The sequence below is a fragment of the Amycolatopsis sp. NPDC004378 genome, assembly GCF_053602455.1.
Window position 1 is genome coordinate 761,882 of the sequence record NZ_JBSGDR010000001.1, and the last position, 20,383, is coordinate 782,264.

General features: G+C 72.4%; 19 protein-coding genes. 5 read left to right on the plus strand and 14 right to left on the minus strand.

Going from position 1 to position 20,383, the window contains the following annotated elements; all coding sequences use genetic code 11:
• Positions 1-56: 56 nt before the first annotated feature.
• Entirely contained in the window at positions 57-1,298 is a 1,242-nt protein-coding gene (locus ACWEN0_RS03735) for an MFS transporter (RefSeq protein ID WP_451968628.1), read from the minus strand.
• 70 nt (positions 1,299-1,368) lie between these two features.
• Between ACWEN0_RS03735 and ACWEN0_RS03740 the strand changes: the two genes are divergently transcribed.
• Together ACWEN0_RS03740 and ACWEN0_RS03745 are read left to right on the plus strand one after the other, a co-directional pair.
• Positions 1,369-2,238 carry a LysR family transcriptional regulator gene (locus ACWEN0_RS03740; protein ID WP_451968630.1) on the plus strand — a complete coding sequence of 290 codons (870 nt, stop codon included), beginning with the start codon at positions 1,369-1,371 and terminating at the stop codon, positions 2,236-2,238.
• A 136-nt stretch (positions 2,239-2,374) separates the two neighbouring features.
• A complete protein-coding gene (locus ACWEN0_RS03745) occupies positions 2,375-5,608 on the plus strand; it encodes a GH92 family glycosyl hydrolase (RefSeq protein WP_451968632.1) in 3,234 nt (1,077 codons plus the stop codon).
• Positions 5,609-5,699: 91 nt separating this feature from the next.
• On the opposite strand, the gene ACWEN0_RS03750 is transcribed toward ACWEN0_RS03745, so the two are convergent.
• The 4 genes from ACWEN0_RS03750 to ACWEN0_RS03765 all read right to left on the minus strand — a co-directional run bounded on the left by ACWEN0_RS03750 (position 5,700) and on the right by ACWEN0_RS03765 (position 9,820).
• Positions 5,700-6,224, minus strand: coding sequence for a DUF4231 domain-containing protein (locus tag ACWEN0_RS03750; RefSeq protein WP_451968634.1), 525 nt, complete (start codon positions 6,222-6,224; stop codon positions 5,700-5,702).
• 39 nt (positions 6,225-6,263) lie between these two features.
• On the minus strand, positions 6,264-7,322 hold the full coding sequence (locus ACWEN0_RS03755) for a glycosyltransferase (RefSeq protein ID WP_451969842.1): 1,059 nt from the start codon (positions 7,320-7,322) through the stop codon (positions 6,264-6,266).
• 87 nt (positions 7,323-7,409) lie between these two features.
• Positions 7,410-8,882: a protein kinase domain-containing protein gene (locus ACWEN0_RS03760; protein WP_451968636.1), complete on the minus strand. Its 1,473-nt coding sequence runs from the start codon at positions 8,880-8,882 to the stop codon at positions 7,410-7,412.
• A gap of 137 nt (positions 8,883-9,019) precedes the next feature.
• Positions 9,020-9,820 (minus strand): inositol monophosphatase family protein, encoded by an 801-nt coding sequence (locus ACWEN0_RS03765; RefSeq protein WP_451968638.1) that lies wholly within the window; start codon positions 9,818-9,820, stop codon positions 9,020-9,022.
• Between the two features lie 28 nt (positions 9,821-9,848).
• Between ACWEN0_RS03765 and ACWEN0_RS03770 the strand changes: the two genes are divergently transcribed.
• Positions 9,849-10,547, plus strand: coding sequence for a creatininase family protein (locus ACWEN0_RS03770; protein WP_451968640.1), 699 nt, complete (start codon positions 9,849-9,851; stop codon positions 10,545-10,547).
• On the opposite strand, the gene ribA is transcribed toward ACWEN0_RS03770, so the two are convergent.
• Genes ribA through ACWEN0_RS03800 form a run of 6 tightly spaced genes read right to left on the minus strand, consistent with a single transcriptional unit; the run spans position 10,536 to position 15,480 of the window.
• Entirely contained in the window at positions 10,536-11,189 is a 654-nt protein-coding gene (ribA, locus tag ACWEN0_RS03775; RefSeq protein ID WP_451968642.1) for a GTP cyclohydrolase II, read from the minus strand. The genes ACWEN0_RS03770 and ribA overlap by 12 nt on opposite strands.
• Positions 11,186-12,205: a lysylphosphatidylglycerol synthase transmembrane domain-containing protein gene (locus ACWEN0_RS03780; RefSeq protein ID WP_451968644.1), complete on the minus strand. Its 1,020-nt coding sequence runs from the start codon at positions 12,203-12,205 to the stop codon at positions 11,186-11,188. The genes ribA and ACWEN0_RS03780 overlap by 4 nt, the downstream gene beginning before the upstream one ends.
• A complete protein-coding gene (locus tag ACWEN0_RS03785; RefSeq protein ID WP_451968645.1) occupies positions 12,202-13,026 on the minus strand; it encodes a methyltransferase domain-containing protein in 825 nt (274 codons plus the stop codon). The genes ACWEN0_RS03780 and ACWEN0_RS03785 overlap by 4 nt, the downstream gene beginning before the upstream one ends.
• Complete coding sequence (locus ACWEN0_RS03790) at positions 13,023-14,090, minus strand: glycosyltransferase family 4 protein (protein ID WP_451968646.1); 1,068 nt, start codon at positions 14,088-14,090, stop codon at positions 13,023-13,025. The genes ACWEN0_RS03785 and ACWEN0_RS03790 overlap by 4 nt, the downstream gene beginning before the upstream one ends.
• Positions 14,087-14,485, minus strand: a complete 399-nt coding sequence (locus ACWEN0_RS03795) for a 6-pyruvoyl trahydropterin synthase family protein (protein ID WP_451968647.1) — start codon at positions 14,483-14,485, stop codon at positions 14,087-14,089. The genes ACWEN0_RS03790 and ACWEN0_RS03795 overlap by 4 nt, the downstream gene beginning before the upstream one ends.
• 32 nt (positions 14,486-14,517) lie before the next feature.
• Complete coding sequence (locus tag ACWEN0_RS03800; protein WP_451968648.1) at positions 14,518-15,480, minus strand: zinc-dependent alcohol dehydrogenase; 963 nt, start codon at positions 15,478-15,480, stop codon at positions 14,518-14,520.
• A gap of 78 nt (positions 15,481-15,558) precedes the next feature.
• Between ACWEN0_RS03800 and ACWEN0_RS03805 the strand changes: the two genes are divergently transcribed.
• On the plus strand, positions 15,559-16,302 hold the full coding sequence (locus ACWEN0_RS03805; protein WP_451968649.1) for a CDP-alcohol phosphatidyltransferase family protein: 744 nt from the start codon (positions 15,559-15,561) through the stop codon (positions 16,300-16,302).
• Here ACWEN0_RS03805 and ACWEN0_RS03810 read toward each other — a convergent pair.
• From ACWEN0_RS03810 to ACWEN0_RS03820, 3 genes are read right to left on the minus strand one after another with little or no spacing between them, the layout of a single operon-like run.
• Positions 16,299-17,252 (minus strand): DNA polymerase domain-containing protein, encoded by a 954-nt coding sequence (locus ACWEN0_RS03810; protein WP_451968650.1) that lies wholly within the window; start codon positions 17,250-17,252, stop codon positions 16,299-16,301. The genes ACWEN0_RS03805 and ACWEN0_RS03810 overlap by 4 nt on opposite strands.
• 50 nt (positions 17,253-17,302) lie before the next feature.
• Positions 17,303-18,100, minus strand: coding sequence for an oxygenase MpaB family protein (locus tag ACWEN0_RS03815; RefSeq protein ID WP_451968652.1), 798 nt, complete (start codon positions 18,098-18,100; stop codon positions 17,303-17,305).
• Positions 18,101-18,131: 31 nt separating this feature from the next.
• Positions 18,132-19,010: a LysR family transcriptional regulator gene (locus ACWEN0_RS03820; protein WP_451968654.1), complete on the minus strand. Its 879-nt coding sequence runs from the start codon at positions 19,008-19,010 to the stop codon at positions 18,132-18,134.
• Positions 19,011-19,100: 90 nt separating this feature from the next.
• On the opposite strand from ACWEN0_RS03820, the gene ACWEN0_RS03825 reads away from it, so the two are divergent.
• Positions 19,101-20,378: an FAD-binding oxidoreductase gene (locus tag ACWEN0_RS03825; RefSeq protein WP_451968656.1), complete on the plus strand. Its 1,278-nt coding sequence runs from the start codon at positions 19,101-19,103 to the stop codon at positions 20,376-20,378.
• The last annotated feature ends 5 nt before the right edge of the window (positions 20,379-20,383 follow it).

Genomic DNA, 20,383 nt, shown 5'->3' on the forward strand with positions numbered 1-20,383 from the left:
GGCCCCGCAACCAGGATTCGTCACCCGGGAAATGCCGACAAGGCGTTTCCTGTTTCCTAGGAGAACAGGAAACAGTCAACCGCACCGAGGATCAGGACTGTGCCCGCGACGACCAGCGCCGTGGTGGCCGACGTCGAGTTCAGCAGCGCGCCCAGGACCGCGACCCCCAAGACCGCGCCGGTCTGCCGGGACGCGTTCAGGGCGCCACCGGCCGTGCCCGCCAGCTCGGGCGGAACCGATCCGACCACCGCCGTCAGCAGGGCCGGGATCGCCAGCGAGACACCGAAACCCAGTAGCGCCAACGCGAGCACCGACGGCGCCGAGAACGCCTGGAGGAACACGCCCGACGCCATGAGCAAAAAGCCGGAAACGGCGGGAACGCGCGGGCCGATCCGGGCCACCAGCCGGCCGGTGAAGATCGGGTTGAACGCCGTCGGGATCGTCAGCGGGAGAAACGCCAGGCCGGTCGAAGACGGCGAATAGCCGCGCGATTCCTGGAAGTACAGCGAGAGCACGAACAACACCCCGGACAGGCCGAAGTTCACGATCGCGCCGGCCAGCAGGCCGTGCGGGAACGCGCGGGCGCGGAACAGGCGGCCGGGCAGCATGGCATCCGGACGGCGCTGGGACCGCACGAACACCGCCGCCGCGGCGGCGGAACCCAGCAGGAGCCACGGACGGCCTTCGACCAGGGCGTACGTCAAGGTCGACAAAGCGATGATCGCCGAGAGCTGGCCGGCGACGTCCGTGCGGCCCGGTTTGGGCGGGGTCGGCGGCGCCGAGCGGGACAGCGCGAGCGCCGCCACGGCCACCGGGACGTTCACCAGGAAGATCGCGCGCCAGCCGAAACCCTGCGTCAGGAGACCGCCCAGCAGCGGTCCCGCGACCAGGCCCGTTCCGCTCAGTGCCGCCCACACGCCCATCGCCTTCGCGCGGGACGCGGGAACCGGGTGGGCCGCCGCGATCAAGGACAGCGAAGACGGCACCAGCAACGCGCCCGCGACACCCAGCGCCACGCGGAGGGCGATCAAGATCGGAGCCGACGGAGAAAGCGCTGACAACGCGGACAGAAGAGCGAACGAAATCAAGCCCGTGAAGAACATTCGGCGGGCCCCGAAGCGGTCGGACCACGCGCCGGCCGTCAGCAGGAATGCCGCGAACGTCAGCGTGTAGGCGTTGGAGATCCATTGCTGCTCGGAAAGCGAAGGGGAAAGCGCGGGAAGCGCGACGGTGACGATCGTCGTGTCCAGCATGACCAGGAAGTAGCCCAGCGAAAGGCCGATGAGGAGTCTTGCCACCCAGCCAGGTTGGACGCTCCGTGACGCCGACGGAAGCAGGGAGTTACGATGGTGGCCATCGGGAACGCCGATGGGGGACCTCATGGAACTGCGCCACCTGCGCACCTTCCGCGTCGTGGCGCGGACGCTCAACTTCACCCGCGCCGCCGCGGAACTGCACTACGCGCAGTCCAGCGTCACCGAACAGATCCAAGCGCTCGAAGCCGAGCTGGGGGCGCCGCTGTTCGCACGCGGAAGGCGTTTACAGCTCACCGCGGCCGGGGAACGCTTGGTGGGGTACGCGGATCAGGTGCTCTCACTCGTCGAAGAAGCGAAAGCCGCCGTCGACGAGGAACGCGGCGAACCCGACGGTGAGCTGGTCATCGGCGCCCTCGAAACCCTGTGCACGCACTGGGTTCCGCCGCTCCTCGCCGCCTACCGGACGCGGTGGCCGCAGGTGCGGATCTCCGTCCGGGAGGGCGGCCGGGGCGAGCTGTACCAAGCCGTGCGAGAGTCCGAAATGGACGTTTGCTTCACGTTCGGGGCCGCGCCGGACGACCCCGCGGTCGCCTGCCGGACGCTCGACGACGAGCCGCTCGTCGTCATCACGCCGCCCGGACACCCGTTGGCGGGCAAGGGAGAAGTCGAGCCCGCCGATCTCCGCGGCATCGGTTTCCTGGCCACCCCGCCGGGCTGCGGTTTCCGGGAGATGCTGGACCGGATCGACGGCCCCGTCGTCGAGACCGAGGTCGGCAGCCTCGCCGCCCTGGGCCGCTGCGTGGCCGCGGGCCTGGGGTGCGGGATCGTGCCCGCGATGGTCGACCACCCGGGCGCGGTCGCCGTCCCGCTGGCCGGGCGGACGACCGCGGTCACCATGACCTGGCGGCGGCGCGACGAGCGCAAACCGAACGTCGCCGCGCTGCTCGGGCTCTGTCCAGCACATCGGAAAGCTCCAGCGTGAACGCTCCTGAGGACGGCCATGACAACGGCTTGACCTGGTTGCCTTCTTCTCAAATCGGCGTGAAGGTGGCAGGCTCCCAACCGACTTGGTCCCCGATCCACATCTGACAACGTTGTCATCCGGGAGGAGCAGCCCCATGGGGTCGCAAAGCAGACGGCTGGTCGCCGCCGTGGCCGTGGGCCTTGTGGTCGCGGCCACGACCCAGGCCACGGCACACGCGGCCGAACAGGTCGACCCGGTGAGCCTGGTCAACCCGTTCGTCGGCACGCAGAACTTCGGCAACACGTTCCCCGGCGCGAGCGCGCCCTTCGGGATGGTGCAGGTCAGCCCCGACACCGGCGGGCAGGGCGGTTACGACTACCTGCAGAACGCGATCTACGGCTTCAGCCAGACGCACCTTTCCGGCGTCGGCTGCGGGGTGATGGGCGAGCTGCCGATCATGCCGACCACCGGCGCCGTGGACAACGTTGACAAGAACGCCTACAAGTCCGAGTACAGCCACGACGACGAGCACGCCGAGCCCGGCTACTACCGCGTCGGCCTCAAGAAGTACGGCGTGAACGCGGAGCTGACGGCGACCGCGCGCACCGGCTGGCAGCGCTACACCTTCCCCTCGACCGGGCAGGCGAACGTCTTGTTCAACACCGGCCAGGCCAACCAGTCCGTCAAGGACTCCGAGATCCACGTCGTCGGCGACCGCACGCTCGAAGGCCGCGTCAAGGCCGGCGGGTTCTGCGCCGGGCACGACGAGCACACCGTCTACTTCACCGCGACGTTCGACCGGCCGTTCAGCTCGTTCGGCACCTGGCGCGGTTCGACGCGCACGCCGGGCAGCCGCGACGCCGCGGGCACCGGTGGCAACGGCGCGTGGGCCAGCTTCGACGCCACCACCGACCACGACGTCGTGCTCAAGGTCGGCCTGTCCTACACCGGTCTCGACGGCGCGCGGAAGAACCTCGCGGCGGAGACGTCGAACTACGACTTCGACGCGACGCGGGCCGCGCTGCACCAGCAGTGGGTGGACAAGCTCGGCGCGATCAAGATCGGCGGCGGCACGACCGAGCGGCAGACGGCGTTCTACACCGCGCTCTACCACGCCCAGCTGCACCCGAACCTGGCCGGCGACACCGACGGCAGCTACACCGGTTTCGACGGCAAGGTGCACACCGCGAGCGGCTACACGCCGTACCAGAACTTCTCGCTGTGGGACACCTACCGGCCGCAGAACCAGCTCCTCGAAATGCTCGAACCGCAGGTCGCGCGGGACGTCGCGCTGTCGGTGGTCGCCATCGGCCGGGACGGCGGGTGGTTGCCGCGCTGGGCGCTGGCCGAGAGCGAAACCAACATCATGACCGGCGACCCGGTGACACCGTTCCTCGTCGAGGCGTGGTCGAAGGGCCTGCTCGCGGGGCACGAAGAAGAGGCATACGCGCTGCTCAAGAAGAACGCGACGAGCACGCCACCCGCCGACTCGCCGTACAACGGCCGCTCGGGCGTCAACTACTACAACGACCGCGGCTACATCCCGAGCGGGCTGACGCTCGGCAAGGACTGCGCGGCCAAGGGCGGCGACAACGACTGCGAGCACCCGGCGTCCGCGACCATGGAGTACTCGGCGGCCGACGCCGCGCTCGCGTTGATGGCCCGTGGCCTGAACCACCAGGCCGACGCGAAGATGTTCGCCGACCGCGGCCAGTGGTACCGGAACCTCTGGGATTCCTCGACGCAGGCGTTCCGCCCGCGCACGACCGAAGGCACCTTCCTCACGCCGTACAACCCGGTCGACGCCGACCACCAGTTCCACGAAGGCGGCGCCTACCAGTACCAGTGGCTCGTCCCGCAGGACCCGAGCGGGCTCGTCTCGCTGATGGGCGGCAAGAAGTCCACGGAGAAGCGGCTCGACTCCTTCTTCGCCTACGACAACCTGCTGAAGGACCCGGCGGGCACCGCGCGCAACGACTGGATCTCCAGCCCGTACGACTACTACGGCAAGGCGACGTACAACCCGAACAACGAGCCCGACCTGCTCGCGCCGTACATGTACCTGTGGGCGGGCGCGCCGGCGAAGACCGCGACCGTCGTCCGCGCGGCGATGACGCTGTTCACCACCGGCCCGGACGGCATGACCGGCAACGACGACCTCGGCACGATGTCCGCCTGGTACGTCTTCTCCTCGCTCGGGCTGTACCCGACGATGAGCGGCGCGAACTTCCTCGCGGTGTCGAGCCCGCAGTTCGAGTCGGCGACCGTCCGGATCGGACAGTACGGCCGTTCGCAGGGCGGCACCCTGACCGTGAACGCGCCGGGTGCGTCCGATGCGAACCGGTACGTGCAGAGCGTTTCGCTGAACGGCCGCAACGTCCGGGAGACGTCGCTGGACTGGTCCGCGGTCGCGCACGGCGGCGTCCTGAACCACACGCTCGGGTCGAAGCCGTCCTCGTGGGGCACCGGGTCGGAGCCGCCGTCGGTGAACAACGCGGCGGGTGACTCGCGGCGGCACGTCGACGCGTCGCTGCGGCAGACGTCGGTGGTGATCCCTGCGGGTGCGGCTCAGCAGGTGCACCTCGACCTGGACGTCCTGGCGCAGAACCCGGCGCTGCAGCCGGTGACGATCTCGGCGACCGCGCCGGCCGGGTGGAAGGTGCAGACGGACAAGCTGAGGCTGATCTGGTCGGGCCGCCTGCCGGTGCAGCAGACCGTGCCGGTCACCGTGACCGTGCCCGCCGGGACCGCGCTCGGCACGTACCCGGTGCAGGTCAAGGTGTCCGGGCCGGGCGCGAACACGGTGTCGAAGTCGGCGACGGTCGAGGTCCGGACGCCGTCGGCGTGCGTCGCCGGCACGTCGTGCGCGGTCGACCTCGGCCGCGACCTCAACCACGACGGCACGGCGACGGTCGCGGCGTCCACGGAAGGCAACTTCGACGGCGGCGGCTGGAGCTACGACGCTTCCCTGCTGCCGCCGGCCGGGCCGGTGACCTGGGACGGCGTCACGTACTCGGCGCCGGACGCGTCGGGGACTTCGCCCAACTTCGTGGAGGCCCGCGGGCAGTCCCTGCTGCTCCCGGCGGGTCAGCACGGCGCGCTGAAGCTGGTCGGGTCGTCGCACAACGGCCCGGTGTCGACGACGCTGACCGCGCACTACACCGACGGCACGAGCACGGACCTCGCGGTGACGTTCGCCGACTGGGCCGGTTCGGGTACGCCGGTGCTGCTGGACATGCCGCACCGCATCAAGGCGGGCAGCGGCGTCGACGGCCCACCGGTGCGGCTGTTCGGCATCTCGGCGGCGCTGGATTCCGCCAAGACCCTGCAGTCGGTGAGCCTGCCGAACGACCCGCGGGTCGAGATCTACGCGCTCACCCTGGCGTGATGGTCCGGTTCGCCGGGTCCGGCCCGGCGAACCGCTCCACCAGGCCAGGGAAGCCGAACACGGGGATCCGGCGGAGGCGAAAAGGAGTCGCTCAGGCGCGGATTTCCGGGGACTGCGGCGGCCGGTCGAGCTTGCGGAACTCGACCCACTGGCGGCTGGCGTCGGCCCAGGTCACCTGGTGCCGGTCGAAGAACTCCTGGAGCCGCTCGCGGCTGAGCTCGGCCGTCGGCGTGCCGACGAGGTAGTAGTCCATCTCGTCGCGGATGCGGTTCAGGTTGTAGCGGGTCTCCTCCATCAGCACCCAGCGCGAGCGCCAGTTGAAGAACGTCTCGAGCCCGCCGAGCACGGTGACGAGCGCGACCATCGGCAGCGCGATCGACGCCCGCGCCGGGATCTCCTGGATGCCCAGCACCACCGTCGACGCCGCGGTGAGCAGCAGCGCGGCCACCCGCACGGCCGACGCGCGGCGCCGGAAGCGGCGCTTGCGGCTGTCGGCCCAGTCCATGTCGGCCGAGACCAGATCGCGGAAGCCGAGCAGCTGGTCGCGCAGCGGCCGGTCCGGGTCGCGGCCGGCGACTTCGAGGAACCCGCGTTCGGAATCGAGGGGGGACGCCATCGCGTCAGGTTGGCCGAGCCTCGGCCCCGGCGGCAAGCGTCAGGCGACGATGCGGGGTTCGGACGCCAGTCTCGACAGCGCGTGCGTGAGCCGGCGGGCGGCGACGTCCCACTCCTCCAGCGCGCTGCCCCGGCCCAGGGCCGCCGTGCGCAGGGAGCGGCGCAGCTCCGGGTCGGCGTACCAGCGGTGCAGGGCGTCGGCCAGAGCGAACGGGTCGTTCGGCTCGACCAGCAGGCCCGGCATCTCGCCGTCGGCGTCTACGCCCAGTGCGTCGTACACCCCGCCGACCTCGGTGGCCAGCACCGGGATGCCGCGGGCCAGCGCCTGCGCGACGAACATCCCGGACGTCGCCGCGCGCGCCGGGATGACCAGCAGGTCCGCGGCGTTGTAGGCGTCGCCGAGGTCCACGGCGCCGCCGGCGAGCGTGATCCGGCCGCCGAGGCCGAGGCGCTCGATCGACCAGCCGAGCTCGTCGACGTACCCCGGGTCCGTCTCCAGTGAGCCGGCCAGGACGCAGGACAGTGCCAGGTGGTCGATCTCGCCGAGGGCCTGGACCAGCAGGTCCTGGCCGTTGCGGCGGGTGACGTCGCCGACGCACAGCAGCCGGGAGACGCCGTCGGCGCCGGCCGCGAGCGGGGCCGCGTCGGTGCCGGGCTTGGCGACGTAGACGCGGCCCGGGTCCAGGTCGTGGCGGTCGATGAGCAGCCGGGCGAGCCACGGGCTGGTCGCGACGACCATCCCGGCCATCCGCAGCGTCTCGCGCTCGCACGCGTCCAGCTCCGCCGCGTGCGACGGGTCGAGGCCGGGCTCGTCGGCGAGGGCCTGGTGCACCAGCACGGCGAGCCGCAGCCGCCGCGCGTGCGGGACGACGATCTCGGGCACGCCGGAGGCGATCACGCCGTCGAGCAGCACCACGGTCCGGTCCGGCAGCGCGGCCAGTGACCTCGCCAGGCGACGCCTCGACGTCGCGTCGGGCGACGGCCAGTCGCCGGCGATCGGCAGCTCCAGCACCGGCTGCCCGACGGCGGGCAGGTTCTGGCACATGCGCTTGTCGTACGTGTCGGTCCCCGGTGGCGCGGCCGGAAGGATGAACACCATCGGGTCGGCAGGCCTCATCGCTCAACCTCCAGCAGGGATCGACGGCGGGACGTCTCATCCGTCACACGCAGCCGGAGGCGGGTCGGTTCAGCCTTGGGAGTCAATCATCCAGGTGTTGTTCACCTGGACCATCGTGAAGGTGTCGGTCTCGGCCTGACCGCCGTTGTAGAGGACGGTCGCCGTGACCCGGTTGGGCCCGACTTCCTTCACGTTGGTCACGTTCACCGACTTGAACCGGCCCCACCAGCTCGTGTACGACTCGTACGTCTGGTGGCGGGACGCCCTGAACTTGTCCGTGAGCAGCTTCCACGCCTCCGCCGGGTTGCTCGGCAGCAGGGCGTAGTAGGCGGACAGGGCCTGGGCGGGGTTCATGGTCGAGGACACCGGCGAGACCGGCGTCGAGGTCGGTGGCGCCGTGGTCGACGGCGGCGCCGAAGGCGAGGAGGACGCCGACGGCGAAGGGGTCACGGACGCGGGAGCCGAGGTCGACGGCTGCTGCACGGGCGGCGGGGCGGCGTTGTCCTGCGGCGGTCTCTGCCGCACGACCAGCAGGATCGCCACGACGACCGCGACGCACAGCAGGGCCGCGCCCGCCCCGACCGCGATCAGGCCCTTGCGCGCGCCCGGCGACACCGAGGCGACCTCGCCGGCCGGCGGCACGGCGACCGTGGCGGGCACGGTCGGCACGGCGGCGGGCTCGGTCTCCGGGATCGTCTCCGCGAGCACCGACGCCCCCGGCTCCGCGTCCGGCAGCAGCGCCCTCAGTTCCCGCTCGACCTCGTCCATCGACGGCCGCTCGGCCGGCTCGGAGGCGAGCATCCGCAGCAGCAGCGGGGTCAGCCGGCCCGCCTTCTCCGGCGGCACGATCTCCCCGCTGGAGGCCCGGTAGAGCAACGCGATCGGGTTGTCGGCGGTGCCGTACGGCGGCTGGCCTTCGACGGCCGCGTAGAGCGTGGCGCCGAGGGAGAAGACGTCGGCGGCGAAGCTCGCGTCCTCGCCGCGGGCCACTTCGGGCGCGAGGAACGCGGGCGTGCCGGCGATCTCACCGGTGGCCGTCAGCTTGACGTCGCCGATCGCGCGGGAGATGCCGAAGTCGGTGATCTTCGCCGTGCCGTCGTCGGACACCAGGATGTTGGCCGGCTTCACGTCGCGGTGCACGATCCCGGCGCGGTGCGCGCCGGCCAGCGCCGAGCTGATCTGCGCGCCGACGCGGACGGCGTCGTCCACCGTCGTCGGCTCCTCGCGGACGAGGACGGCGAAACTCTTGGACGGCAGGTACTCCATGATCAACCACGGCCGGTCCTCTTCCTCGAGGACGGCGAACACGGTGATCGCGTGGGAATGCTGCAGCCGGGCCGCGATCCGCGCTTCGCGCATCGCGCGGTTCTTCGCTTCCTCGGTGCGGTCCTCGTCGTGGTCGTGCGGCAGCAGGAGTTCCTTGATCGCCACGGTGCGGTCGAGCATCTCGTCCTGGGCCCGCCACACCGTGCCCATCGCACCGCCGCCGATCGGCTCGACCAGCCGGTACCGATCGCGGATCCGGCGAGTTTCCACGAGCATCCACCATTCTCGAAGCGTGCGGGCGGGATCCGGCCAGCATGCCAGGATCACCCGCCGACCGGTACCAACGTAACCGAAAACCTTGCGCGGGCAGCGCAATTTCACGCGTGGCGCTGCCCACCATGTACCCCGAAATCCTAACGAACAACCCCATACGCGCGATCAAGCGCATCCACGATCTCGTTGCGCAGCCCCGCACCGACGGCGATCGTCGCCGCCGAACCCACCGTGTGCTCGCTGCCGTCGCGGTCCACGACGGCGCCGCCGGCCTCGCGCACGAGCAGCACGCCGGCCATGGTGTCCCACGGGTTGTTGGACAGGATCAGTGCGGCGTCGAGCTTTCCGTCCGCCACCCACGCGAGGTCGATCGCCGCGGTGCCCAGCATCCGGATCTTCTGCGCCCGCGCGCCGAGGTCCGCGAGGAGCAGCAGCCGCGCGCGGTTCAGGTCCTCGGCGAGCCGCCCGATCGCGAAGTCGCCGACGGCGATCATCGCGTCGGACATTTCCGTCGCCCTCGACGCGCCCACGCGTTCTCCGTTCGCGAAAGCCCCTTCACCGCGCGCGGCCGTGTAGGTGACACCCAAGTACGGCAGGGCGATCGCGGCGACCGTGCTGTGCTCGCCGTCCACCAGGGCCAGGGAAATCCCGCAGAGCGGAATTCCGCGCGCGAAGTTCGCGGTGCCGTCGATCGGGTCGAGCGCCCACCAGCGGCCGGCGCCCTCGCCGGTGCGGCCGCGCTCCTCGCCGAGCACGCCGATCTCCGGTGTCTCGGCGGTGAGGAACTCGCGCAGCGCGTCCTCGACCGCCGTGTCGACGTCGGTCACCAGGTCGCGATCACCTTTCGCGGAAACGGAAAAGCTCGGGCGCGACCGGACGATGGCGGTCGCCTTCGCCACGGCTTCGCGCGCGACGTCGAGTAGTGCGGCATGCTCGCTCATGACTCCAACCTAGTGAAGGGACGTGCCCATGACCGATCTCTTCCCGCTCGCCACCAGCGTCGACGAGCAGGAGCGGGACGCGGCGGTCGCGGTGCTGCCGGTCGGCAGCTTCGAGCAGCACGGCGCGCACCTGCCCCTGGCGACCGACACCGTCATCGCGGCGACGCTCGCCCGCGCGGTCGCCGAGCGGTACCCCGTGCTCCACCTGCCGCCGGTCACGATCTCGTGCTCGCACGAGCACGCGGGGTGGCGCGGCACGGTGAGCGTCTCGGCCCGCACGCTGCACGCCGTGGTCACCGACGTCGCGGACTCGCTGCGCGCCTCCGGTGTCGAGCGGCTCGTGCTGGTCAACGGGCACGGCGGCAACTACGTACTGTCCAATGTGGTCCAGGAGGCCGCCGGCGCGATGGCGTTGTTCCCGGGCGTCGCCGACTGGCAGGCCGCGCACACCGCGGCGGGCCTGCGGACGTCGCTGGACGACGACATGCACGCGGGTGAACTCGAGACGTCGATCCTGCTGCACGCGCACCCGCACCTGGTCCGGCCCGGCTACGAGACGGCCGACCACGTGACCGACCGGGAGCACCTGCTGACCCTGGGCCTGCGGGCGTACACGGAGTCGGGGGTGGTCGGCCGTCCGTCGCTGGCGAGCGCGGCGAAGGGGCACGTCGTGCTGGACACGCTGGTCCAGCGCTTCGCCGGCGTGCTGGAGGCGCTAGGCGCCTGAGAAGACCTGGTCCAGGTGCGGGAGCAGGTGGGCCATCCGCTCGGCCTTGGTCCGCAGGTACCGCAGGTTCTCCGGGTTCGGCGGAACCAGCAGCGGGACCTGCTCGCTGATCCGGATTCCGTAGCGCGTGAGCTGTTCGACCTTCTCCGGGTTGTTGGAGAGCAGCCGCACCGAGCGGATACCGAGGTCGGTCAGGATGCCCGCCGCCGCGTGGTAGTCGCGGGCGTCGACCGGGAGACCCTGTGCCACGTTCGCGTCGACCGTGTCGAGCCCCTCGTCCTGCTGCAGGCGCATCGCCTCGAGCTTCGCGAGCAGGCCGATGCCGCGGCCCTCGTGGCCCTGGACGTACACCAGCACGCCCGAGCCCTCTTCGACGATCCGGTCCAGCGCGGCCGCCAGCTGGTCGCCGCATTCGCAGTGCGTCGAGCCGAAGACGTCGCCGGTCAGGCACTCGCTGTGCACCCGGGTCAGGGCGCCGAGCGGCGAGAGCTCGCCGTACACCAGCGCGACCTGCTCGGTGCCGGTCCGGTCGAGGTAGCCGACCGCGCGGAAGGTCCCGTGCCGGGTCGGGAGCCGGGTCTCGACGACCCGCTCGACCACGGCCCGGTGCGGCAGGTCCCCGAGCACTTCGCTTGCGGTCATGAAGGCAACCCCACTTCCGATTCGATCCCGGTGTCCGAGGTCGCGCGCGGAGCGGGCCGGACAGCGGGGTGCGGAGCGCGGGTCACGCGGAACCCGGCGACGCTCCGGACGAGCAGGACACCGGCCCCGGGCAGGCTCGCGACCAGCGTGAGCACGCCGTAGACGACGGCGACGGTGACACCTTGGGCGGCGCCCAGACCGGCCGCGCCGAAGAGCAGGGCGCAGACGCCCTCGCGCGGGCCGAAGCCGCCGACGTTGAGCGGGAGGCCCATCGCGAGCAGCGCGAGGACCATCAGGGGCACGAGCTGCCCGACCGGCGCGCCGACCCCGGCGACGCGGGCGGCGACGACGAACAGCGCGAGGTGCCCGGCCAGCGTCGCGGCCGACAGGAAGCCCACACCGGGCCAGGTCTCGCGGCTGAACAGGCCGAGCCGCAGGTCGGCGAGGGTGACGGCGAAGCCGCGGCGCACCTTCGACGTGCTGTGGATCCAGCGGCCGCCGAACACGCGCCCGGCCACCAGCGCGGCGACGGCGGCCAGCACGACGGCCACCCCGGCACCCGTGACGACCTCGCGGAACGCGCCGGGCACGACGTCCGGGGCGAAGAGCACCACGCCGACCGCGGACGCGATCAGCACGATCTGCCCGGCGGTGCGCTCCAGGACGACGGCGCGCACGCCGCGCGGCACGTCGCCGGAGTCGCGGCCGTGCTGCACCGCGCGGTGGACGTCGCCGAGGACGCCGGCGGGCAGCACGCCGTTGAGGAACAGCGCGCGGTAGTAGTCGGCGACCGCCCCGCGCAGGGACAACCGGAGGCCGAGCCGGGTGGCGACGATCTGCCAGCGGCCCGCGCTGAACACCGTCGTCGCGAAGCCGATGACGAGGGCGGCGAGCACGCCGGGCGTGCTGATCCGGCCGAGGCCGTCGAGGAAGGCGGCGCTGCCGAGCTGCCAGACGAGGACGCCGAGGATGGCGAACGCACCGAGGATGCGCAGCCACGCGAGTGCGCGCTTCACGCCGCCACCTCCAGGCTCGGCGGCAGGACCAGCAGGTCGCCGTGGTGGATCACCGCGTGCAGCTCGTGCGACTGCGCCATTTCCAGCCGCCGCTGCAGGTAGACGTCGGCGACCGGGCGCAGCTCCGGCAGCTGCTCGACGGCGGCGCCGACCCAGCCTTCGAGCCACTGCCGCTGCAGTTCCGCCTGGTCCGGGCCGAGCCGCCACGCGCTCGGCGCGCGCACCACCGCGGCACCGAGCCGGCCGAACACGGTCGCGGCGACGTCCACGGCGTTCGGGCCGAGCAGCCGGCGGCCGCCGGCGATCCGGCGCTGGTGGGCGTTGAAGGCGGCCGCGATGGCGGGGTCGAGCGGGTCGGCGGGCGAGAGCTCCACCCGGCCGGTCACCGAGAGCATGAGCAGGGCCGCGCAGCCGGCCTCGACGATCGCCGTGGCCAGGGCCGTGACCTCGGCCTTGGTCAGCAGGTCGAGCAGTGCGGACGCGGTGACCAGCGACGTCCCGGCCAGGTCCGCGGCCCGCAGCGCGGTGACGTCGCGCTGCTCGGCGACGACGTCGACCGGGCTGCCGTCCAGCGCGGTGGCCGGGAGGGAGGCGCGGGCGCGGGTCAGCAGTTCGGTGTCGTGGTCGTGCAGGATCCAGTGCTGCGTGCCGGGCAGGCGCGCGGCCAGCCAGCGGCCGAGCGAGCCGGTGCCGCAGCCGAGGTCGCGGACGGTGAAGTCCGCGGGCAGGTACTCCCGCAGGGGTTCGAGGAGTTCGGTGGCGCGGGCCGCGGCGTCGGCCGGTTCGCGCAGGTGGAGCCACTCGGGGGCGAAGGTGGTCATGCCGCCGCCTCCTGCCGCTGCAGGACGTCGGCGATCCGGCGGGCCGTGTCGTCCCAGCCGGTCAGGGTCTCGCGGCGCAGCTTCGCCGACGCGCGCAGCCGGGTCCGCAGCTCGGGTTCGGTGAGCCAGCGGCGCAGGGCCGCGCCGAGCGCCGCGACGTCGTCGCCGGGCACGAGCATGCCGGGGACCGAGCCGTCCGGCGCGACGCCGAGGGTGTCGGGCAGCGCGTCGACGTCGGTGCTCAGCACGGGCACGCCGTGGGCGAGGGCTTCGGTGACGACCATGCCGTACGTCTCGGCGCGCGAAGGCAGCACGAGCAGGTCGGCGGTGTGGTAGGTCGCGTGCAGCGCGGCGCCCGTGCGGGGGCCGGTGAGCGTGAAGCGGGCGCCGAGCCGGTGCTCGCGCAGCCGCTCGACGTACTTCGTCTCGCGCTTGATCCCGCCGACGCAGTCGCAGGTCCAGCGCAGGTCGGCGACGGTTTCGAGGGCCTGGGCGAGCTCGCCCTGGCCCTTGCGCGGGGTCACGTTGGCCACGCAGACCAGCCGGGACACGCCGTCGGTGCCGACGGCCAGCGGCGCCGGGTCGACCCCGGGCGGCACGGCGTGCACGCGGTGCGGCGCGAGGCCGTGGTGCTCGACCAGCCGGCGCGCGGCCCACTCGCTGGTCGCGACGACCGAGCTCGCGGCCCGCAGCGTCTCGCGCTCGAGCGCGTCGAGCTCGGCGGCGAGCGCGGGCGGCAGGCCGGTCTCGTCGGCCAGCGGCAGGTGCACCAGCACCGAGAGCGACAGCCGCCGCGCCTGCGGGACGACGACCTCGGGGACGCCGCAGGCGACCAGGCCGTCGAGCAGCACCGCGGCCCCGGTGGGCAGCGCGGCGAGCAGGTGGCCGAGGACCGAGCGGGCCTCGGTGTCCGGGCGCGGCCAGGTGCCGGAGACGGCGATCTCGTGGACGTCGAGCCCGGCCGCGGCGAGGCGGTCGCACAGGCGGCGGTCGTAGGTGTTGCCCCCGCTCGGGACCGACGCGTCGTCGATGTCCCCCGGAAGGACGACGTGAAGGGAGTTCACAGGGCACGCTCGTAGCTCGCCCACGCCACGTGGGATTCGTGCAGCGATACGGCGATGCCTTCGAGGCCGCGCGCGCCCTCGCCGAGGCGGCCGGCGTGGACGGCGTCGGCGAGGCGGTCGGCGACGACCTTCGCGAGGAACTCGGTGGAGGTGTTGATGCCCTTGAACTGCGGCTCGTCGTCGAGGTTGCGGTAGTTCAGGTCGCTCAGCACCGCCTTGAGCTCTTCCGTGGCCTTGCCGATGTCCACGACGATGTTGTCCTCGTCGAGCTCGGCGCGGCGGAAGGTCGCATCCACCACGAAGGTCGCGCCGTGCAGGCGTTGCGCGGGTCCGAAGACTTCCCCGCGGAAGCTGTGGGCGACCATCACGTGGTCACGGACGGTGATGCTGAACACCAAGGCCTCCGATGCGTTCGGGGTGGACGTGGTTACTGCGGCTGATACATGACACGGAGGCAGAGCGCGGAAAGTTCATTCCCGGCCAGCCTGGGTAGCACCGACGGAAGATCCTCAAACGCGCACTCGGCGGTGACCAGCGCTTCGAAGGCCGGATCGGCGAGCAGGTCCAGGGCCAGCCGGAGCCGCTGGGCGTAGCTCCGGTCGGGCCGGGCGACCGTCCCGACCTGGCTGCTGCGGATCGTCAGCCGCCGCGAATGGAAGTTCTCGCCGAGCGGAACGCGCACCTCGCGGTCGCCGTACCAGGACATCTCGACGACCTGGCCTTCCGGCGCGAGCAGGTCCAGCGCGCGGGCCAGCCCGGCTTCGGACGCGCTCGCGTGCACGACGAGGTCACAGTCACCCAGGGCTCGTTCCGGCGTCGAGAAGCCGACGCCGAAGGCTTCGGCGATCTCCTGCCGCGCGGGGTCGACGTCGACGAGCTGCACACGCGTCGCCGGGAAGTCCCGGAGCAGCTTCGCGACGCTGGCGCCGACCATCCCCGCGCCGATCACCGCGATCCGGTCGCCGAGCCGCGGCCGCGCGTCCCAGACGGCGTTCACCGCCGTCTCGACGGTGCCGGCGAGGATCGCGCGGCCGGGCGGGACGCCGTCCGGCACCGGCGTCACGGCGCTCGCCGGGACGACGTACGCGGTCTGGTGCGGGTAGAGGCAGAAGACCGTCTTGCCCGTCAGCTCGGCCGGCCCCCGTTCGACGACCCCGACGTTGAGGTAGCCGTACTTGACCGGGCCGGGGAACTCGCCCTCCTGGAAGGGCGCGCGCATGACGTCGTGCTGGCTCGCCGGGACACGCCCGCGGAAGACCAGGGTTTCCGTGCCGCGGCTGATGCCGGAGCAGAGCGTCCGGACGAGCACTTCGTCGTCTCCGGGGGTGGGCAGGGTCACCGGCCGGAGCGCGCCTTCGCCGGGACTTTGAACCCAGAACGCCTGTTCCACGTGTTCTCCTCTGCGGGCGACCGGAGGCTGGTGTCGCCGCCACCCTATGAGCAGCCGTGCCGATTCGCGGAGTAAAAGATGATCAAGAACGGACTTCTCCTACGCTCTGTGGTCCCGGTGTGGGCGCTCGCCGCCGGGGCCGGTTTCCTTTCCCCGGTCGCCTGGGCGACCGGGATCGCGTACGGCCTCGCGCTGGTGCTGCTGACGGGCTGGGGCCTGCGGCAGAGCGGCCGCGGGAAGTTCGGCCCGGCGGACTGGATCACGTTCGCCCGGGCTGTCCTGGTGGGCGGCGCGGCCGAGCTCATCGCCGACGGCGGTCACCCGCTCTGGCTGCTGGTCGGGCTGGTCGCGGTCGCGCTGGCGATGGACGGCTTCGACGGCCAGGTCGCCCGCCGCACCGGCACCGCGTCCGAGTTCGGCGCGCGCTTCGACATGGAGGTCGACGCGTTCTTGATCCTGCTGCTCTGCATCCAGGTGTCCCGGACGCTGGGGCTGTGGGTGCTGGCGATCGGCCTGATGCGCTACGCGTTCGTCGCGGCTTCGTGGGCGCTCCCCTGGCTGACCGCTCCGCTGTACCCGAGCATGGCGCGCAAGACGGTCGCCGCCGTCCAGGGCGTGGTGCTGGTGGTCGCGGTCGCGGGGGTGCTGCCGTGGGCGGTGTCGCTCGGCGCGGTGGCCTTGGCCTTGGTGGCACTGGTGTGGTCGTTCGGCCGGGACACCGTCTGGCTGGCCCGCCGGCGCGTCCGGCAGGCCCCGGGCCGGATCGTGGAGATCACGCCGCGGCGCCCGGCGTTCCGGCCGGGCCACAACCAGGCGGCTTAGCCGGACTCCCGGGCGGCCCGGGCCCGGCGCTTGCCCTCGTGCATCGCCAGCACCCGGGCGATCGGGATCGTGTGCCCCTCCTCGACGAGGTCGGCGGGCAGCACGAACGGCTCCGGCATCTCCGCCGTCCACGGGTCGCCGGCGTCGAGCAGCCCCGGGACCGTGGTCACGGTGAAGTCCGCCGGCTTGACGCCGTCGAGGTCGGCCCACCGGACCGGGAACGACACCGGCGCGGCCGGGCGGTTGCGGGGGCTGTAGACCGAGACGACGGTCGCGCCGCCGGCCCGGGTCGAATCCAGGAACACCTTCCCTTCGCGGCGGTCCTTGACGAACTCGGTCGTCCCCAGCGCCGGGTCGATGCGCTCGGCGCGGGCCGCGACCGCGCGGGTCGCCGCCGCGATGTCCTCGATCGACTGCCCCGGCGCCAGCGGCACGAAGACGTGCACGCCCTTGGAGCCACTGGTCTTCACGGCGCCGTCCATGCCGTCCTTGCGCAGGGCTTCGCGCACGAGCTTCGCGGCCCCGATGGCCAGCGAGAACGGGCCGTCCTCGGGCGGGTCGAGGTCGAGGATCAGGTGGGTCGGGTCGTGGCCGGGCTCGCGGTGCAGCGAGGTGTGGAACTCGATCGCCCGCTGGTTGCCGAACCAGATCAGCGTGCGGAGGTCGTTGCACAGCGCGTAGGAGACGTCCCGCTTGGACCGGTCGGCCCAGACGCTCGCCCGCTCCACCCACTCCGGCGTGTACTTCGGCAGGTTCTTCTGCATGAACGGGCCCTGCCCGCGCAGCACCCGCAACACGGTCAGCAGCCGGTCGCGCAGCTCCGGCAGCATCCGCCCGGAGACGGCTTCCAGGTACTCCAGCCACTCGCGCTTGGTCACCCCCGCGCCGGGAAAGACCTCTTGGTCGAGGCTGCTCACCTTGACGCCGTGACGAAGCTCGTCAGTGCCCATCGGCCCACCTTCGCGCCCGCGCGCGAAGCGGTCAACTCACTGCGTGCCCCTCAGACCAGCGGACGTCCGGCGCGCAGCCGGCGGCGCAGGTCCCAGAGGCAGAGGTTGAAGGGGAACCGCCGGACCGCCGCGGGCAGAACGCGGGTGACGCGGCCGAGCGCGGCGAGGAGCGCGTCGAACCGGCGCTGGTCGGCAGTGGTCCACGGCAGGCGCATCTCGTCGCGGAAGCGCTGCGGGAGGAAGCCCGTCGTGACGAACCGGTGGAACCGGCGTCCGGGCGCGGCCAGCACCGGATGCACGAAGCGCAGGTCGACGATGTCGGTGAGGTAGCGGCGGACGGTGTCGTCGACGCTGACCTCGTCGAGCCCCGCGGCCCAGTACGCCTCGAAGGCTTCGCGGTCGGCCGGCCACATCTCGGGGCGGACCTGCAGCGTGGTGCCCAGCTTGGCGGCGTCGCGGTAGAAGGTCGTGGGCTCGCCGCCGACGAAGGCGAGGTAGACGTCTTCGAAGCCCTTGTACAGGCAGGCGGCGACCCACAGCTGGAGGTCGGTGTCGAAGGCGTTGTAGGCGACCGGGCTTTCGGGGCCCGAGTGCACCTGGGCGTGGGCGGCGTTGACCCCGCGCCGGTACGCGGCGCGCTCGGCGTCGGTGCCCATCGCGGCGACGGCGAGGTAGGTGAGCGTGGTCCGCGTCCGCTTCACCGGGTGGCGGAAGAGGTTCCCGCTTTCGACCTTGCTCTCTACAACGCCGTACCCGACGGGCGCGCGGGAGAGCTGCATGATCACGTTCGCGCTGCCGGCCAGCAGGCCGGCCCCGACGACGGCGTCCTGGAGCGCGGTATCGGTCACGCCTCCAGGGAACGACACTGTTGACGACGTGTCAAGAGCGGTGGCTTGCCCGGGCGAACGCGATCAACGCCCGCGCGGCCGGGCTCAACGGCCCGTCCGTCCGCCAGGCCAGGGCCAGCACCCCGCGCAGCCCGGGACCCGCGATCGGCACGACCCGCAGCTCGTCCTGGTGGTAGCGCGCGAGGGACTCCGGCACCACCGCCACGCCGAGCCCGCGCACCGCGAGCTGGACCAGGACGTTCGGGTCGGCCGCCTCGAACGCGATCCGCGGCGTCAGCCCGTCGCGCGCGAACGCGGCGTCCAGCGCGGTGCGCAGGCCCGTCCCCTTCGGCAGCGCCATCAGCGGCAGCTCGGCCAGGTCCGCGATCCCGACGTCCGCGCGGCCGGGCAGGAAACCCGTGGTCACCGCCACGAACGGCTCGTCGATCAGGACCTGCGTCGCGATGCCCTTCGGCGGCTCGGTCGCCAGGCCGACCACGGCGAGGTCGAGCCGGCCCTCCCGCAGGGCCGCGAGCATCGTGTCCGAGTTGGCCTCGGACAGCGTGATCTCCACCGCCGGGTAGCGCTCGTGGAAGCGGGCCAGCAGGTCCGGCAGCTTGACCGGGCCCGCCGACGTCACCGCGCCGATCGCGACCTGGCCGCGGACCAGCCCGGCCAGCTCGTCGACGGCTTCGCGCACGCCCTTCACCGCCGCGAGCGCGGCTCGCGCGTGCGGCAGCGCGGCGGCGCCGACGTCGGTGAGCCGGACCGCGCGGCCCGACCGGTCCAGCAGCTCCTGCCCCAGCTCGCGCTCGAGCCGTTTGACCTGCGCGCTCACGCCGGGCTGCGCGACGTGCAGCCGGTCCGCCGCGCGCGTGAAGTTGCCTTCCTCCGCGACGGCGACGAAGTACGCGAGCTGATGCAGTTCCATAAGCACTGATTCTAGTACGCAGACAATCTAGATCTTGGACTTCTGATCGCGACGGCCCGAAGCTGGAGGCAACGCACGAAGGAGGCAGAGATGAACACCTACCGCCCTGGTCAGGACGGGTACGCCGAAGAGGTCGCCGGTTTCCAGACCTCCGTCGCCACCCACCCCGCGGTGGTGGTCGCCGCGGAGAACGCCGAGGACGTCGCCGCCGCGGTGAAGTACGCCGCCGAGCACGACCTGACGGTCTCGGTCCAGGCCACCGGGCACGGCCTGACCGCCGGCACGGACGGACTGCTCGTCAGCACGCGCCGGATGACGGACGTCGAGATCGACGCCGTCGCGAAGACCGCGCGGGTCGGCGCCGGTGTCCGCTGGGGCGCGGTGATCGAGGCCGCCGCGAAGCACGGGCTGGCGCCGCTGAGCGGCTCGTCGACCGATGTCGGCGTCGTCGGCTACACGCTGAGCGGCGGTTTCGGACTGCTGTCCCGGCGGTTCGGCCGCGCGGCCGACCACGTCCGCGCGATCGACGTCGTGACGCCCGGCGGCGAGCTCCGCACGGTGACGCCGGGGTCGGACCTGTTCCGGGCCCTGCTCGGCGGGCGCGCCGGCTTCGGCATCGTGACGGCGCTGGAGTTCGGGCTGGTCCCGGTGACCGAGCTGTACGGCGGCGGGCTGTACTTCGACGCCGCGGACCTGCCGGCCGTGCTGCGCGCGTGGCGCACGTGGTCGATGACCGCACCCGACGACCTGACGACGTCGATCGCCGTGGTCCCGCTGCCCGACCTGCCGTTCCTGCCGGCGCCGATCCGCGGCAAGCACGTCGCGAACATCCGGATCGCGTACCTGGGCCAGGACGGCGACGCGCTGGTCGCGCCGCTGCGCGCGGCCGCGCCGGTGCTGCTGGACACGCTGAAGCGGCTGCCGTACACGGAGTCGGGGTCGATCGCGAGCGACCCGCCGCACCCGCACCCGTACCACGGGACGAACGCGACGGTGGAGGTCCTGAACGACGGGATGCTGGCGTCGATCGTCGAGCACGCGGGCCCGGGCGCGCCGGTGGAGACGGTGCTGATCATCGACCGGCTCGGCGGCGAGCTCGCCCGCCGGGACACCCTCGGCGTCGGCTGGGACTCGAAGGCGGAGTTCGTCGTGCGGGCGCTGTCCGTGGTCGAGGACGGCGTGGACCCGATCCGGCGCGCGCACGCGAAGCTGTTCGACGCGCTGGCGCCGTGGTCGACGGGCCGGCTGCTGCCGTTCCTCTACGGCGAGCACCCGGCTTCGGACCTGGCGTCGGCGTTCCCCGCCGAGGACGTCGCCTGGCTGGCGCGGTTCAAGGCGGAGTACGACCCCGCGGGGCGGTTCCGCTGACGCGG